This window comes from Anaerolinea thermolimosa (genome assembly GCF_001050195.2).
GTDB classification, from domain to species: domain Bacteria; phylum Chloroflexota; class Anaerolineae; order Anaerolineales; family Anaerolineaceae; genus Anaerolinea; species Anaerolinea thermolimosa.
Genome location: NZ_DF967966.1, coordinates 5,201 through 19,520 on the forward strand (window position 1 = coordinate 5,201; position 14,320 = coordinate 19,520).

Below are 14,320 nucleotides of genomic sequence, written 5' to 3' on the forward strand. Positions count from 1 at the left end.
CCCCACTGCCTTCTTTCACTCCCACCCCAACCTCCCTTCCCTGCCGCCAGAAAGCCGGTACTTTTTCAAGCTTCAGCCTGCTCTCGCCCTATCTGAACGAAGAACTGACCTACCGCATTTACTTTCCGCCCTGTTATGATGACTCGGGCCAAACCCGTTATCCCGTCCTGTACATGATCCACGGGCAGACCTACAACGACGATCAATGGCAGCGTTTGGGGATCGGTGATGCGGCTGATGGGATGATTAACTCCGGCCAGGTACGCCCCTTCCTCATCGTTCTCCCCCGTGAGGCAAACACCTTTGCCGACCCCTACGCCCCGGGCTTTGGGCAGGCTCTCATCGAAACCCTCCTTCCCTGGGTAGACGCCTTCTACCCCACCTGCACGGAACAGGCCTGTCGTGCCATCGGTGGTCTTTCCAGAGGGGGAGCCTGGGCCTTTCTTCTGGCACTTGAACACCCCGGGCTGTTCGGCTCAGCCGGTGGGCACAGTATGGTGCCTTTTGGCGGCATGGCCGTGAGGCTGCCCAATCAACTGCGCGCCACCCCCGCCGGGCAACTCCCCCGCCTGTGGATCGACATAGGGAAAAACGACCTCTACCTGCCCGTATTACAAAAATACGAGGAACTGCTCACTCAGCTGGGGGTAACTCACGAATTCACCCTTCAGCCTGGCAATCATGAAGAAGCCTACTGGGCCGAACATGTGGAAGAGTACCTGCGCTGGTATGCAAAAGGATTCCCGGCAGAACCGGAACCCTGATTACCGTTATAATAAAGGTTTCAGGAGTGACTTATGAGCCTTACCCGAGCCGAAGTAGAGCACATTGCAAGACTGGCGCGCCTGGAATTGACGGAAGAGGAGCTTTCTCGCTTCAGCGAGCAACTTTCGTCCATCCTGGATTATGCCGCACGCCTGCGCGAGATCGACACCAGCACCATCCCTCCCACAGCCAGCGTGTTAGATACCGGCCTGCCCCTGCGTGAAGACATCCCCGCCCCCAGCCTGGATGTAACTGCCGTACTGCGTAACGCCCCGCAGGTAGAAGACCATCAGTTCCGCGTTCCACCCGTGCTGGAGTGACCTCATGGCCGACCTGCCCTCCTTCAACCTGTTCGACCTGCTGGCCGGGTTGCGCCGGGGAGATTTTTCGGCGCGCGAACTGACCCTGGCCACCCTGGAACGCATCGAACGCCTCGAACCGGCCCTGCACACCCTCATCACGTTCACGCCTGAGCTGGCCCTGCAACAGGCTGAAGCCGCCGACCGGCGCTATGCCGCCTGGCGGCAGGATGACCCCTCCGCAGGCTGGGGTTTACCTGCGCTCCTGGGAATCCCGGTGATGATTAAAGATGTACTCTGCCTGAAAGACGTACCCTGTACCTGCGGGTCGCGCATTCTGGAAAACTTCGTCCCCCCGTACACCGCCACCGCCGTTCAACGCCTGCTGGATGCCGGCGTGGTGGTGGTAGGAAAGAGCAACACCGACGAATTTGCCATGGGCTCTTCTACCGAGAACTCGGCTTTTGGGCCTTCGCGTAACCCATGGGACCTCAACCGTGTGCCGGGGGGCTCCAGCGGGGGGAGCGCCAGCGCGGTAGCCGCACGGCTCGTCCCCGCAGCCACCGGCAGTGACACCGGCGGGAGTATTCGTCAACCGGCGGCCTTCTGCGGGGTCACGGGGCTCAAACCCACCTACGGGCGAGTTTCACGTTACGGACTGGTGGCTTACGGTTCCTCGCTCGATTCGGTCGGCGCCTTTGCCCGCAGTGCCGCCGAAGTGGCCGAGCTGTTCCGCATCATGGCCGGGCACGACCCGCTGGACTCCACCAGCGCCAACCTTCCTGTCCCTGAACTGCACCTCGGGCAGAGGAACCTGCAGGGGCTGCGCATCGGTGTGCCCGAAGAGTATTTCATAGAAGGCATCCAGCCAGAGGTTGAACAGGCCGTGCGTGTGGCTATCGATCAGATGCAGGCCCTTGGCGCCCGGGTACAGACCGTCAGCCTGCCGCACACCTCCTATGCCCTGCCCGTGTATTATCTCATCGCCCCTGCCGAGGCTTCGGCCAACCTGGCCCGCTACGATGGCGTGCGTTTTGGCAGACGCGAACCGGCAGAACGTATGATAGAGATGTTTTTCAAGACCCGTGGAAAAGGGTTCGGGGCTGAGGTCAAACGCCGCATTATGCTCGGCACTTATGCCCTTTCGGCTGGTTATTACGATGCCTACTACGGCCAGGCTCAAAAGGTGCGCACGTTGATTAAGCAGGATTTCGAGCGCGCCTTTCAACAGGTCGATGTCATTGCCTGCCCGGTCACCCCTACTACGGCCTTCCCCATCGGAGAACACACTGACGACCCCCTGGCCATGTACCTGGAAGATGTCTTCACCCTGCCGGCCAACCTGGCCGGGGTTCCGGGGCTGGCCTTCCCGGTCGGGTTCGACTCTCGCGGCCTGCCTGTGGGCATGCAATTGATGGGCCCTCACTTCCGAGAAGATATCCTGCTCCAGGCCGCATACGCTTACCAGCAGGCTACCGACTGGCACCTGCGAACTCCGGCCACCCGTTAAAAAACACACGTCTGCCCCTTCATGATACAATCGGCTCAATCTTATTGAGGGGAGAGAGACACGCATGACCGGAAAGAAATTGACCATTGCCGTCCCCATGGCCGGGTTGGGCACCCGGATGCGCCCGCATACCTGGAGCAAACCCAAACCGCTCATCTCACTGGCCGGGCGAACCGTGCTCGATTTTGTCCTCGATCAATTTTCCACAATACCTGCGGAATTTGAGGTGGAATACGTTTTTGTCATCGGCCCATCGCAGGGAGAGCAGGTGCTTGAGCACATGGAAGCCTACCACCCGGAGAAGAAGGTGCACTACGTGGTGCAGGCCGAAATGCGCGGCCAATCGGATGCATTGTACCTGGCACGTGAGTACCTCGACGGCCCGATGATCATGGCCTTTTCGGATACATTAATCGAAACAGATTTCAGCTTCCTTAAGGATTCTCCCCCTGAAGCCGCCGCGTGGGTCAAAGCTGTGCCCGACCCGCGCCGTTTTGGGGTAACGGAATTGGATGAGGATGGCTATGTGCGCCGGCTGATCGAAAAACCCACCGATATGAGCAACAACCTGGTGGTGGTGGGATGTTATTATTTCCATGACGGGTGCGCGCTGATTTCGGCCATCGAAGAGCAGATGTCGCGTAAGGTGTTGCTGAAAAATGAGTACTTCCTGGCCGACGCAGTCAACATTCTGCTGGAACGCGGCCTGCGCATGGTGGTACGCCCGGTAGATGTATGGCTGGACGCAGGCACCCCCGAAACCTTGCTGGAAACCAACCGCTACCTGCTCGATCACGGGCGCGATAACACCTTTGAGGCCGTACGCCCGGGGGTGACGATCATTCCCCCTGTGTTCATCCATCCCACCGCGCGCGTAGAAGCCTCGGTGATCGGTCCGCACGTCTCCATCGGCGCCGGTTGCACCCTGCACCGCGCCATTGTCAGCAATTCAATCATCGATGAAGGCTCAGAGATTCGAGATATCGTCATCGAAGGGTCACTCCTGGGGCGGCAGGTCAGCCTCACCGGTCAGCCCCTGCATCTCAACCTGGGCGATCAATCGTGGGCAGTGCGCTGAGCGATGGAAGAAGGGCGAGTCGAATGCCGTGCGGAATACACCTACCCCCAGCGCCCCATAGCGGTATGGTGGGCAGGGCAGCGGCTTCCTGTAACCGCCGTGGAAACCGAATGGCGCACCCCCGGGGGAAGGGCCTTTCGGGTGCGCTGTGAAGGCGGGGAGTGCTTTGAACTTTTCTATCACGAAGGGGAAAATCGCTGGCTGGTGAAACTTCTTTGACTCATCCGGCCAGATTTCCAGTATCATATACCAGAGCGTTCTTCGGTAGCCGCACGTCGGCAAATCCGAACCATCCCCGGTAAAAGGATGAAGAATATGAGCCGTTCTTACTTCGCCAGCCGCATGGAAGGGCTGAAACCTTCCGCCATCCGCAAGTTCTTCGATATCGTCGCCACCATGAAGGACGTGATCTCGCTTGGCATCGGTGAGCCAGATTTTGATACTCCGCAACCCATCGTCCAGGCGGGGGTACGCTCCCTGCTGGAGGGGCAAACCCATTACACTTCCAACGTGGGCATTCTGGAACTGCGCCAGGCGCTCTCGGCGCACCTTGAACGCCTCTACGGCGTGTCCTACGACCCCGCCGAAATGGTCATCACTGTGGGCGGTTCAGAAGCGCTCTATCTGGCGGCAACCGCCTTCGTCAATCCGGGGGATGAAGTCATCATCCCTACACCATGCTTTGTATCGTACCAAGCTCAGGTGCACATGGCAGGGGGGGTGCCCGTAGAAGTGCCCTGCCGTATGGAAAATAACTTTGAAGTCGACCCACGGGATGTCGCCGCTGCCATCACGCCACGCACCAAGGCCATCCTGCTGGGGTATCCCTCCAACCCTACCGGCGCCGTGGCGCGCCTGGAAACTTTGCTGGAGATCGCCAGCCTGGCCGAGAAGCACGACCTGCTCGTTTTTTCGGATGAAATATACGACCGGCTGGTCTACGGGGTCAATCACGTGTGCTTCCCTTCACTCCCCGGCATGTGGAAGCGCACCGTGTTGCTGGGGGGGTTTTCTAAAGATTACGCCATGACCGGCTGGCGCATCGGTTATGCAGCCGCACCCGCCAACCTGATCCAGGGAATGCTCCGCATCCACCAGTACACGGTGATGTGCGCCTCCACCACAGCACAGGTGGCCGGTATCGAGGCGATTCTCCACGGTGAAGACTACGTTCAGCAAATGGTGGCCGAATATGATCGCCGCCGCCGCTTAATTGTGGACGGACTCAACCACATTGGTCTGCCCACCTTTGAACCCCGCGGCGCATTCTACGCCTTCCCGCAGGTTTCACACACCGGGCTGGATGATGAAACGTTTGCCAGCCGCCTTCTGCAGGAAGAACAGGTGGCCGCCATCCCGGGCTCAGGTTTTGGAGCAGGCGGGGCGGGGCATTTGCGCTGTTCTTATGCTACAGCTTATGAGAAAATCGAAGAGGCCCTGCGGCGAATCGAGCGATTTGTCAACCGCCTCTAAAGCAATAACGGCCAGTCGCCCCCGGGAAAACGCCTGCCCGACCCTTCCAGCTTACAACATCCAGAGAATTAGGTAGTACCCCAGCGGCGCGGCCCACAGCCAGGAGTCGATGCGGTCGAGCACCCCACCGTGGCCCGGCAAGAGATGGCTTGAGTCCTTGACACCAAACCCCCGTTTGAGCAAGCTTTCACCCAGATCGCCCAGCGGGCTAAGGGTGGCCACCACAACCGCAACCCAGAGCGCCTTTTCCACCGTCACAGCAGGCGCCTGCAAATGCCACAGTGCCGCCAGCCCTGCCGCCCCGAGCATACCGGTGACGATCCCGGCCAGGTAGCCTTCCCAGCTTTTCTTCGGGCTGATCAGCGGCGCCAGCCGGTGACGCCCCAGCCGGCTTCCCACCAGGTACGCCCCGGCATCGCTCAGCCAGATGGTCGGCATGACCACCAGAAACCACCACTGGCCATCGGGCAGGGCGCGCAGAGAAATCAGATACGACCCCAGCCAGCCCAGGTAAAGCAGACCACCCAGATTGATGTTGAAGTCTACCGCGGCGGTCTTCTCGCTCTTCTGATATTCGAACACCTGCACGGCCATGGCAAGCATCACAGCACCAGCCAGCAGGGCTTCGGCAGGCAATAACCCCCAGGCAACCCGGGTAAGGGCCAGGGCCAGCGTGCCGCCCACCAGAAGCAAAGCCGAGGGGCGATACCCCCCGGCGCGAAACAGCCGCCAGTACTCCCATGCGGCAACGGCCAGCACCAGCGAAACAAAGAGGCCAAAAAACCACCCCCCAAGCACGATCAACCCGACGCCCGGCGGCACCAGCAGGATGGCCACGAGCAGGCGCTGAGAGAGCGTGCTGAGTTTATTCACACGCACTGTCACCTGTTGAGATACGTCCATAACGACGGTCGCGCCGGCCATATTCCACCAGCGCTTTGTAGTATTCGTCACGATCAAAATCTGGCCAGAAGATGGGGGTGAAATACCACTCCGCGTAGGCCCCCTGCCAGATGAGAAAATTGCTCACCCGCAACTCGCCTGAGGTGCGAATGATCAGATCAGGGTCGGGCAGCCCGGCAGTGAAAAGGTAGCGGCTCACCAGTTCGGGCGTCACCTCATCGGCTGAGACCCCCGCGCGGATCATCTCCTTAATGGCGCACACGATCTCGTCGCGCCCGCCGTAATTGAAGGCCACATTGAGGACGAGCCGATCGTTGTTCCGGGTAAGCGCAACGGCATCTTTGACCTTCTCCTGCAAGGAAAGGGGCAGGCGATCGAGATGACCGATATGCCGCAGTTGAACGCCCTGCTGGTGCAGTTCGTTTAATTCCCGGTCGATCACATCCTCCAGAATATTCAATAATCCTTCAATCTCTTCCTGCGGGCGTCCCCAGTTTTCGGTGGAGAAGGCGTAGATGGTGAGGTACTTCACACCAAATTCTACGCTGGCGCGGATAATACGCCGCAGGTTCTCGGTCCCCGCACGGTGACCGGCCAGGCGGGGCAAGCCGCGCTTGGCGGCCCAGCGCCCGTTTCCATCCATGATAATGGCCACATGCGTGGGAATTTTCGTTAGGGTTCCAGCCTGTTCTTTACCAGACATGCATCGACCCGCTGTGGGTCATACCTCCATGATCTCTTTCTCTTTGCGCTGCCCGACTTCGTCGATTTCCTGGATGAAACGATCCGTGGCCTTTTGCAGTTCCTCTTCTGCTTTCTTGAGATCGTCTTCAGAGATCAACTTTTCTTTTTCAAATTCGCGCAGTTCTTTCATCAAATCGCGGCGCACATTGCGCACTGCCACCCGGGCTTCCTCAAGGCGATTGTTGACCACCTTCACCAGCTCGCGGCGGCGCTCTTCGGTGAGAGGCGGAATATTCAGCCGAATGGCTTTGCCGTCGTTATTCGGGGTGAGCCCCAGTTCTGAGGCCAGAATGGCACGCTCAATCGCCTTCAGGCTGGACGCATCGAAAGGCCGGATCAGCAATACGCGCGCCTCAGGCACACTGATGGATGCCAGCTGCATCAATGGGGTGGGAACGCCGTAATATTCCACCTGAAGCCGCTCAACCAGGGCCGGGCTGGCACGCCCGGTACGAATGCCCGCCAGGTCTTCCTCCAGCGATTGGAGTGCGCCTTTCATCCGGGTCTCAGCTTCTTTGATGGTTTCTTTAATCACGATGTCCTCCTTCACAGGTCAAGACTCAGAGGCAGCCGCGCAGAGCGGGCAGAAAACTCTGGCTTAAGCATACCCTAAATTTGCCATTTTTGCTATATACACAGGTTTCACACATCGCAAACGCGAAAGGCGCTTTCCAGCGAAGCGAAAACGTCTCCTCCGGGGCGGTATTCGTGCGCCACATAGAGATCATAACCGGCCCCGGCAATGGCGCGGCAGACGGCCCGGTATTGAATCTCCTGCGTCTCGTCCAGATCTCCACGCCCCGGCACACCGCCCGTATGGAAATGCCCAATCCACCGAATGTTGGCGGTGATGGTGGCAATCAGATTACCTTCCATAATCTGCATGTGATAAATATCATAGAGAAGTTTCACCCGCGGACTGTTGACCCGCCGCACCACCTCAAGGCCCCAGGCCGAGTGATCGCACTGATATCCGGGGTGATCCACCAGGCTGTTGAGCAGCTCAAGGTTAAGATTGACGCCTTTCTGCTCAGCGTACGGGGCAACCCGCCGAAAACCCTGAACACAGGCCTCTATGGCCTCTTCTTCATTCTGCCCGGGGCGGCGGTTGCCACTGAAGCAGATCAACCCGGGCACGCCGTAGCGCGCCGCCACGTCGATGGACTCGCGCAACTCGGCTTCGATGCGCTCGTGCTGGGCGGGGTCGTTGAGCCCTACCGCCAGACTGTCGTGCCCCACCATCTGCGTGATTACCAGGTTGTGGGCGCGCGCCAGGCTCACCAGCTGGGCAAAATCCTCTCCCCGCTGCCAGATTTCTACCCCCGCATACCCCATGGCGGCTACCCGGGGAACGAAGACCTCCAGCGGAAGATTCTGCGTATTGAGCATGGGAATACATACCGATTGTTTGATGGGCATTTCAGGGCCTCCTGGAAGGATTGGGTCTGCTTTTGCTTTGAATGATACGCCTATTCCAGCCCCGAGGCAAACCTGCCAGGCGCGAGATGTGTCCCGGGCAGGTTTCGGCTCCCGTGAGGTTGAAGTTTTCTAATTTGACTTTAATCAAAGACATCGGTTATTCTAAATCATAGAATACAACCAGACGCGGTCACAGGCCGCCCTCACTTTAAACCCTGACAGGAGGTGTATGAAGGTACCCGTCATTGTTGGTCTTCTGGCCCTCGCCGCCGTGCTGGGTGTGCTGCTCTACACGAGCAATTTCACCGTCTATCTGGGGAATGACCCCACGGCCTGCAACAATTGCCATGTGATGGATGCCGTTTACGAGGGCTGGTTTCACGCCAGTCATCAGCCCTGGGCGGCCTGCAACGACTGCCACACCCCCCATGCGCTCATCCCAAAATACTTTGTCAAAGCAGTTTCAGGGATGAACCACGTCACCATGTTCACGCTGGGCTACATCCCCGAGCCCCTGCGCGCCAAAGAATCAACCCGCCGGATCATTCAAGCCAACTGTATCCGCTGCCATGAAGAAGCCGTATCAGCCATTGCCGACGGACAAATGGATTCGGGCCGCTACTGTTTCGAATGCCACCGCGATGTGGCGCATGGCCCACGGGGAATTTCCATCCTGCCTTACCAGGATAAAGGCCGCTGGAGTCTGCAAAAACCCTGAATTTTCCATCTTAATAAGAGGAGATGTATGAAGAAATTTTCCGGAACCACCCTGATTCTTACGGGAATCATCGTCGTCCTGGCGGTGATTCTGGTGGGAGTGTTGCTGTTCATGCGCAACCTGCCTTCGGCCCAGCGCGGAGTAACGCCCATTGTCCAGGTCAAAGCCATGGAAGCCGATAGTTCCATCTGGGGCGAGAATTTTCCCAACCAGTACAGCACCTTCCTGCAAACCGAAACCAATGCCACCCGCACCACCTACGGCGGCTCGGTGCCTTTTGAAAAACTCGATGCCGACCCCATGCTGCGCACACTCTTCGCGGGTATGGCCTTTTCTAAAGGGTATGGCGAGGACCGCGGCCACATGAACGCCCTCACCGACGTACGCAATACCCCCCGCCTTTCGGAGAAAACCCCTGCTACCTGTTATTCCTGCAAATCTGCCGATAACCCTGCCCTGTGGGCGTCAATGGGCATGGCCGCATACGATGCCCTCTCCTTCAAACAGATGAGCGACAAGATTTCACACTCCATTGGCTGTGCCAACTGCCACGAGGCCGGCACCATGCGCCTGATCGTCACCAACCCCGCCCTCGATGAAGCCCTCAAAGCGCAGGGCAAAGACTGGCGCACCTTCACCCGCCAGGAGATGCGCACGGTGGTGTGCGCCAACTGCCACGTGGAATATTACTTCAAAAAAGAAGGAAACTACCTGACCTTCCCCTGGGAAAAAGGCACCCGCGTGGAAGACATGGAAGCCTACTACGATGAAATTGGCTTCTCAGACTGGACACACCCTGCCTCTGGCGCGGCCATGATCAAGATGCAGCACCCCGATTATGAGCTTTATACCGCCGGGAGCACCCATTACAACGCCGGGGTTTCGTGCGCCGACTGCCACATGCCCTACACCCGCGACGGAGCGGCCAAGTTCTCGAATCACAACGTGCAAAGCCCGCTCGTCAATCCGGCGGCCTCCTGCGGCACCTGCCACACCGACGTAGACTACGTCGTCGGGAGGGTCAATATTATTCAGAAGAACGTGCACGACACGATGATGGCCACCGAAAAAGCCCTCGTAGCGGCTATTGAGGCCATTCAGAAGGCCGCCGAAGCCCCCGGAGCTGACACGGCCAAAATCGAAGAAGCCCGAAAACTCCATCGCGCCGCCCAGCTCCGCTGGGATTACATCGCCGCCGAGAACAGCATGGGCTTTCACAATTCTCAGGAAGCCCTGCGCATTCTGGCCGCCGCCACCGACCTGGCGCGTCAGGCTGAACTGAAGGCCTACCAGGCGGTGAACACCGCCAGCGCGTCCCGTTAAAAACCTGCGGGGCGGAGGAGAAAGTTTAAGGGGCTGTCTGAAGGGGAGACAGCCCCTTTCATCATGCCGCTGTACCACATTTCTATTTTCCACAAAAGCAATGGCCCTGATGCAGTACAAATGCGAGCATTTATCTGGACAAAAAGGGGGATCCGTGCTACCATAATAAAAACAGACCGGTCGGTATGTTTTTATAAACCTTCCAGAAACGAAGACCATGCTATGTCCATGAAAATTTCTCCCCTTACCACCCCCTGGCGCATTCCTTCTCCCACCCGCCCCCTTTACCGGGGCAGCGACGGTCTCTGGCACGTCACCGGCTACCCTGAAGCCCGTGCCATATTGCTGGGCGATGTCGTTCAGGCTGGCTTCAAAGCCGAAACCATGCAGCGCATTCCCCGCCGCTGGCGCATTGAGAAACCCGTCCTTTTTCAGGACGGCGAAGCCCACCGCGAGCAACGCCGTCAGACGGCGCGGTTCTTCACCCCGACAGCAGTTCAGGAGCGCTACCTGCCCCTGATGCAAAAGGTCGCTTCACAGGCCGTGGAAGAGCTCAACCATAAACGCCAGGCAGATTTGAATCGCCTCGCCGCGCACATGGCCACCGGCGTGGTGGCCGAAGTGGTAGGCCTCACCGAAAGCCCGCTTGAGGCCATGGCCGCCCGTCTTGATCGTATTCTCCATGCCGACCTCGACATTGCCATCACTTTCTCGCGCCTGCCGGCATACCTGCGGGTGCAATGGCTGATCTTCCAGTTCTATCGTAAAGATGTGAAACCTGCCATCGCCGCGCGGCGCACACATCCGCGAGAAGATGTGCTTTCTCATCTTCTCGCACAGGGGGCCAGCGAGCAGAGCATTCTGGTGGAATGCATCACCTACGGCGCGGCTGGCATGGTCACCACCCAGGAGTTTATCTGTGTGGCGGCCTGGCACATGTTGCGTGAACCCGCCCTGCGCGAACGGTTTCTCTCCGGCGACCGTGAAGCCCGATATGCCATCCTGTACGAAATCCTGCGTCTTGAGCCGGTCGTCGGGCACCTCTTCCGCCGCGCGGTAAGCGACCTGACCATCGAAAGCGAAGGGACGCAGGTGATCATCCCCGCCGGATCGTTAATCGACCTCCACCTGCACGAAATCAACGCCGATGCCCGGGTGGTGGGCGCCGAGCCTTTCACCTTCAACGACGCGCGCCCGCTGGAGAAGGGAGTCAACCGCGCGGTGATGGGTTTTGGCAATGGCCCGCATCGCTGTGTGGGTGAATACCTGGCCATGGCCGAAACCGAAGTCTTCCTCGGACAGGTCCTGGCGCTGCCCGGCTTGCACATTCTGAAGGAACCTCGCCTGGGCCGCAACGAGACCATTCAGGGGTACGAACTGCGCGACTTTATCGTGGGGCTTTAACTTCTCCGTTCTGTGGATAACCCCCCACAAATTGTGGATAACTGGCGTGAAACCTGTGGAAAACCCTTCCTTCCCTGTGGATGACCCGCCCCATCCCCCGGAAAACCCTTCTCCCCGGGGGTACAACCTGTGGAAAACCCGACGAAACCCTGTGGATAAATCTTCCAGTTCTGTGGAAAAGTGACCCGTTCAGGGCACACTGCGGGTGATGCCGAAAGAAGCGCAAATTTCTTCGCTGGCGTTGACGATGTTCATGATCGTCTCATCGTTCGAGAATTTCGACCGCACGACGGAAAACACCTCCAGCGCCTGGTTGCAGTAGCCAGAGGTCTTCCCGACCGGGCGGTAAAGCCCGGCCAGTACCGAGCCGTAGGTATAGTAATACACTGCGGTTCCAACATCATTTTCGGTCAGCGGGATGCCTTTGATCTCAATCGGCGGGTCAGTGGCAGGGTTACACTCACGCACCTCACAGCTGGTCTTGTCATCACAGCCCAGGGTGGCGCACTGCAGGGCAGGGATCGCGCTTTCGTAGTTTCGCGCTTTGAAATACACCATCCCCAGCTGACCGTACAGGTCAGGACTGTACGGGTTGATCTGTAAGGCGCGCTTCATGTTCAGCGAAGCGATAAAAAACTCGCCCATCTGGGTATAGACCTTCCCGATGGCGATATACGGCACGGGGTCTTCGATACCCAGCTGCTTGTTCAGGTTCACTGCTTTGGCAAAATAATCCAGCGCCACATCATATACCTTGAGATGGCGATAAATGATCCCCACATTGATGTAGAGGAAGGTGAGATTGGGAGAGATTGAAATGGCCTTTTCGTAAGCATCAATCGCTCCCCGGTAGTCGCCCTGGGTTTCACGGATATTGGCCAGCACACGCTGCACATCCATCAGGTTGGGGTTACGTTCCACCGCCAGCTGGATCGACTGCTGGGCAAGGTCCCACTTTTGCTCATCGTTGTAAATTTCGGCGGCATAGGCCAGGGCCAGCACGTTGTTTTTATCCAGCTGGAGCGCCCGGGTGGCCGCCTGTTCCGCCGCCACCAGCAGGCGCTGACGTTCGTTTGCGTCATCGGTAGCTGTGGCATTCCAGTCGAGGGTGAGTGCACGCACCGCATGTGCCGTGCTGTCATCAGGAGCCAGTTCAACCGCCTTCTCTGCCGATTGCAAGGCTTCATTCAGGCGCGCGCGCTGTTCCTCTCTGGTGGTAAGCAGGTTGGATGAATACGTCTGGATTTGCGCCAGTTCAGCCCACAAAAGCGCATTCGAGGGATCGGTCTGCAGGGCCTGCTGGTAAGCGGCGATGGCCTTATCCAGGTTGCCAGCCTGAAAGTGCGTCTGCCCTTCAAGGGCATACGAATGAGAAGTGCGCGTGGGGGTAGGGGTGGGCAAAAAAAGGGGTTGAATCTCCTGCCGCTGAAAGCCGCGCAGGATGAATAACCCTCCCACCACCAGTACCAGTAATATCAACACACGGTAAGGGTCGGAACGAGCACGTTCTTTACGGAAGATGTATTTTTGTGACATTTTCAAAGAACTTATGGAGCGGGCGTGGCTTGAGAAGTCTGTGCAGGGGTGGTCTGGCCGCCCGCCTGTTCTGAACAGATCTTGATGATTTCGTTGGCATTACCCAGGTTGGTCTCATCGGCAGGGAAAGCCTGAATGAGCGCCTGAGAAATTTGCAGGGCTTCACCGCACTGGGCAGTATAAGCCAGAGAAATCCCAAAGCGGGCATACATGTACATGGTGGTGTCATCGAGGGGCAGGCCCTGCACCTGCACCCCTTCATCGGTGAGTCCGCCCCGCGTCGCCAGACGCAGCGGCTTTACCGCATTGGGATAATCCTGCTGGCGGAAATAAATCGTCCCCAGATAGCCATAAAGCAGGGGGTCATTCGGCTTCAACTGTACCGCCTGCTGAGCATACTGAACGGCCTTGGCATATTCGCCCGTGCGCAGATAAGTCAGCGCGGTTTCAACGTAAGGTTCGGGGTCTTCGGGGCTGAGGGCAATGGCGCGGTTGAACTGGTCAATGGCGTTGACGTAATCATCCTGCGCCTTGTAATTGCGTCCGAGGGCGAGGTGTAAATCGGCCAGGTTATCGTTCATCGAGACCGCCTGCTGGAAAGCCGCCACGGCCTCGGCGCTGTTGCCGGTCATCTCCAGCACCAGCCCGCGGGCACGGTAGGCTTCCATCAAATTCGGGTTCAACTCCAGCGCCTTGCGCGAGGCACTGGTGGCCTTCTCCACCGTGGTCAGGTCACCTTTGCCGTCCAAATGCTGGCGGGCGAGCACCTCAGCCAGGTAAGCGTAGGCCAGCGCGTTGCCGGGGTCTTTCTCGATGGCACTGTTGAGAGAAGCCAGCGCAAGCTGATAATCTCCCCTCAGGCCCAGCGCCCACCCCCGCACCGCCAGCGCCAGACTGTGGTTGGGATTGAGCAGAAGGGCATTTTCGGCGTTTTCCACCGCGCCATCGTAATTCCCTGAGAACACCTGCAGGCGCGCCGCTTCAATATATGAGTTAATGTTGCGCGGGTCGGCCTGAATGGCCTTCTGGTAAGCTTCAATCGCCTGCCTGTACTTTCCTTCGGCGGCAAAGGAAAGCGCTTCGCTGATGAAGGAATCGGGGGAGCGCGTGGGGGTGGGGGTAGGGATAAAAAGCGGCGGGGACGAGAT

General features: G+C 58.5%; 15 protein-coding genes. 9 read left to right on the plus strand and 6 right to left on the minus strand.

The window, feature by feature from the left end; all coding sequences use genetic code 11:
- The 6 genes from ATHL_RS15470 to ATHL_RS15495 form a co-directional block, all read left to right on the plus strand.
- Positions 1–764: alpha/beta hydrolase (locus tag ATHL_RS15470; RefSeq protein WP_062195704.1), on the plus strand; the 764-nt coding region annotated here is incomplete at its 5' end.
- A 33-nt stretch (positions 765–797) separates the two neighbouring features.
- Positions 798–1,085: an Asp-tRNA(Asn)/Glu-tRNA(Gln) amidotransferase subunit GatC gene (gene gatC, locus ATHL_RS15475; protein WP_062195706.1), complete on the plus strand. Its 288-nt coding sequence runs from the start codon at positions 798–800 to the stop codon at positions 1,083–1,085.
- A gap of 4 nt (positions 1,086–1,089) precedes the next feature.
- On the plus strand, positions 1,090–2,574 hold the full coding sequence (gene gatA, locus ATHL_RS15480; protein WP_062195708.1) for an Asp-tRNA(Asn)/Glu-tRNA(Gln) amidotransferase subunit GatA: 1,485 nt from the start codon (positions 1,090–1,092) through the stop codon (positions 2,572–2,574).
- A 64-nt stretch (positions 2,575–2,638) separates the two neighbouring features.
- Positions 2,639–3,652 carry a sugar phosphate nucleotidyltransferase gene (locus ATHL_RS15485; RefSeq protein ID WP_084001580.1) on the plus strand — a complete coding sequence of 338 codons (1,014 nt, stop codon included), beginning with the start codon at positions 2,639–2,641 and terminating at the stop codon, positions 3,650–3,652.
- 3 nt (positions 3,653–3,655) lie between these two features.
- Positions 3,656–3,871 carry a hypothetical protein gene (locus ATHL_RS15490; RefSeq protein ID WP_062195710.1) on the plus strand — a complete coding sequence of 72 codons (216 nt, stop codon included), beginning with the start codon at positions 3,656–3,658 and terminating at the stop codon, positions 3,869–3,871.
- Between the two features lie 96 nt (positions 3,872–3,967).
- The gene (locus ATHL_RS15495) at positions 3,968–5,125 is read left to right on the plus strand and encodes a pyridoxal phosphate-dependent aminotransferase (RefSeq protein WP_062195712.1); all 1,158 of its coding nucleotides are present in this window, start codon (positions 3,968–3,970) and stop codon (positions 5,123–5,125) included.
- A gap of 51 nt (positions 5,126–5,176) precedes the next feature.
- On the opposite strand, the gene ATHL_RS15500 is transcribed toward ATHL_RS15495, so the two are convergent.
- The 4 genes from ATHL_RS15500 to ATHL_RS15515 all read right to left on the minus strand — a co-directional run bounded on the left by ATHL_RS15500 (position 5,177) and on the right by ATHL_RS15515 (position 8,191).
- Positions 5,177–5,998, minus strand: a complete 822-nt coding sequence (locus ATHL_RS15500) for a phosphatidate cytidylyltransferase (RefSeq protein WP_062195714.1) — start codon at positions 5,996–5,998, stop codon at positions 5,177–5,179.
- A complete protein-coding gene (locus ATHL_RS15505) occupies positions 5,991–6,731 on the minus strand; it encodes an isoprenyl transferase (protein ID WP_062195716.1) in 741 nt (246 codons plus the stop codon). Before ATHL_RS15505 ends, ATHL_RS15500 begins: the two co-directional genes overlap by 8 nt.
- Positions 6,732–6,749: 18 nt before the next feature.
- The gene (gene frr / locus ATHL_RS15510) at positions 6,750–7,307 is read right to left on the minus strand and encodes a ribosome recycling factor (protein ID WP_062195718.1); all 558 of its coding nucleotides are present in this window, start codon (positions 7,305–7,307) and stop codon (positions 6,750–6,752) included.
- Positions 7,308–7,414: 107 nt separating this feature from the next.
- Positions 7,415–8,191, minus strand: a complete 777-nt coding sequence (locus ATHL_RS15515) for a hydroxypyruvate isomerase family protein (RefSeq protein WP_062195719.1) — start codon at positions 8,189–8,191, stop codon at positions 7,415–7,417.
- A gap of 229 nt (positions 8,192–8,420) precedes the next feature.
- On the opposite strand from ATHL_RS15515, the gene nrfH reads away from it, so the two are divergent.
- The 3 genes from nrfH to ATHL_RS15530 all read left to right on the plus strand — a co-directional run bounded on the left by nrfH (position 8,421) and on the right by ATHL_RS15530 (position 11,636).
- Positions 8,421–8,909, plus strand: a complete 489-nt coding sequence (gene nrfH / locus ATHL_RS15520) for a cytochrome c nitrite reductase small subunit (protein ID WP_062195720.1) — start codon at positions 8,421–8,423, stop codon at positions 8,907–8,909.
- A 27-nt stretch (positions 8,910–8,936) separates the two neighbouring features.
- Entirely contained in the window at positions 8,937–10,232 is a 1,296-nt protein-coding gene (locus tag ATHL_RS15525) for an ammonia-forming cytochrome c nitrite reductase subunit c552 (protein ID WP_062195721.1), read from the plus strand.
- A gap of 228 nt (positions 10,233–10,460) precedes the next feature.
- Positions 10,461–11,636 carry a cytochrome P450 gene (locus ATHL_RS15530; RefSeq protein ID WP_162787761.1) on the plus strand — a complete coding sequence of 392 codons (1,176 nt, stop codon included), beginning with the start codon at positions 10,461–10,463 and terminating at the stop codon, positions 11,634–11,636.
- Positions 11,637–11,825: 189 nt separating this feature from the next.
- Here the strand turns inward: ATHL_RS15530 and ATHL_RS15535 are convergent, their stop codons facing one another.
- Together ATHL_RS15535 and ATHL_RS15540 are read right to left on the minus strand one after the other, a co-directional pair.
- Positions 11,826–13,172: a tetratricopeptide repeat protein gene (locus ATHL_RS15535; protein ID WP_062195725.1), complete on the minus strand. Its 1,347-nt coding sequence runs from the start codon at positions 13,170–13,172 to the stop codon at positions 11,826–11,828.
- Positions 13,173–13,183: 11 nt separating this feature from the next.
- On the minus strand, positions 13,184–14,320 hold a 1,137-nt coding region (locus ATHL_RS15540; protein WP_114679527.1), incomplete at its 5' end, for a tetratricopeptide repeat protein.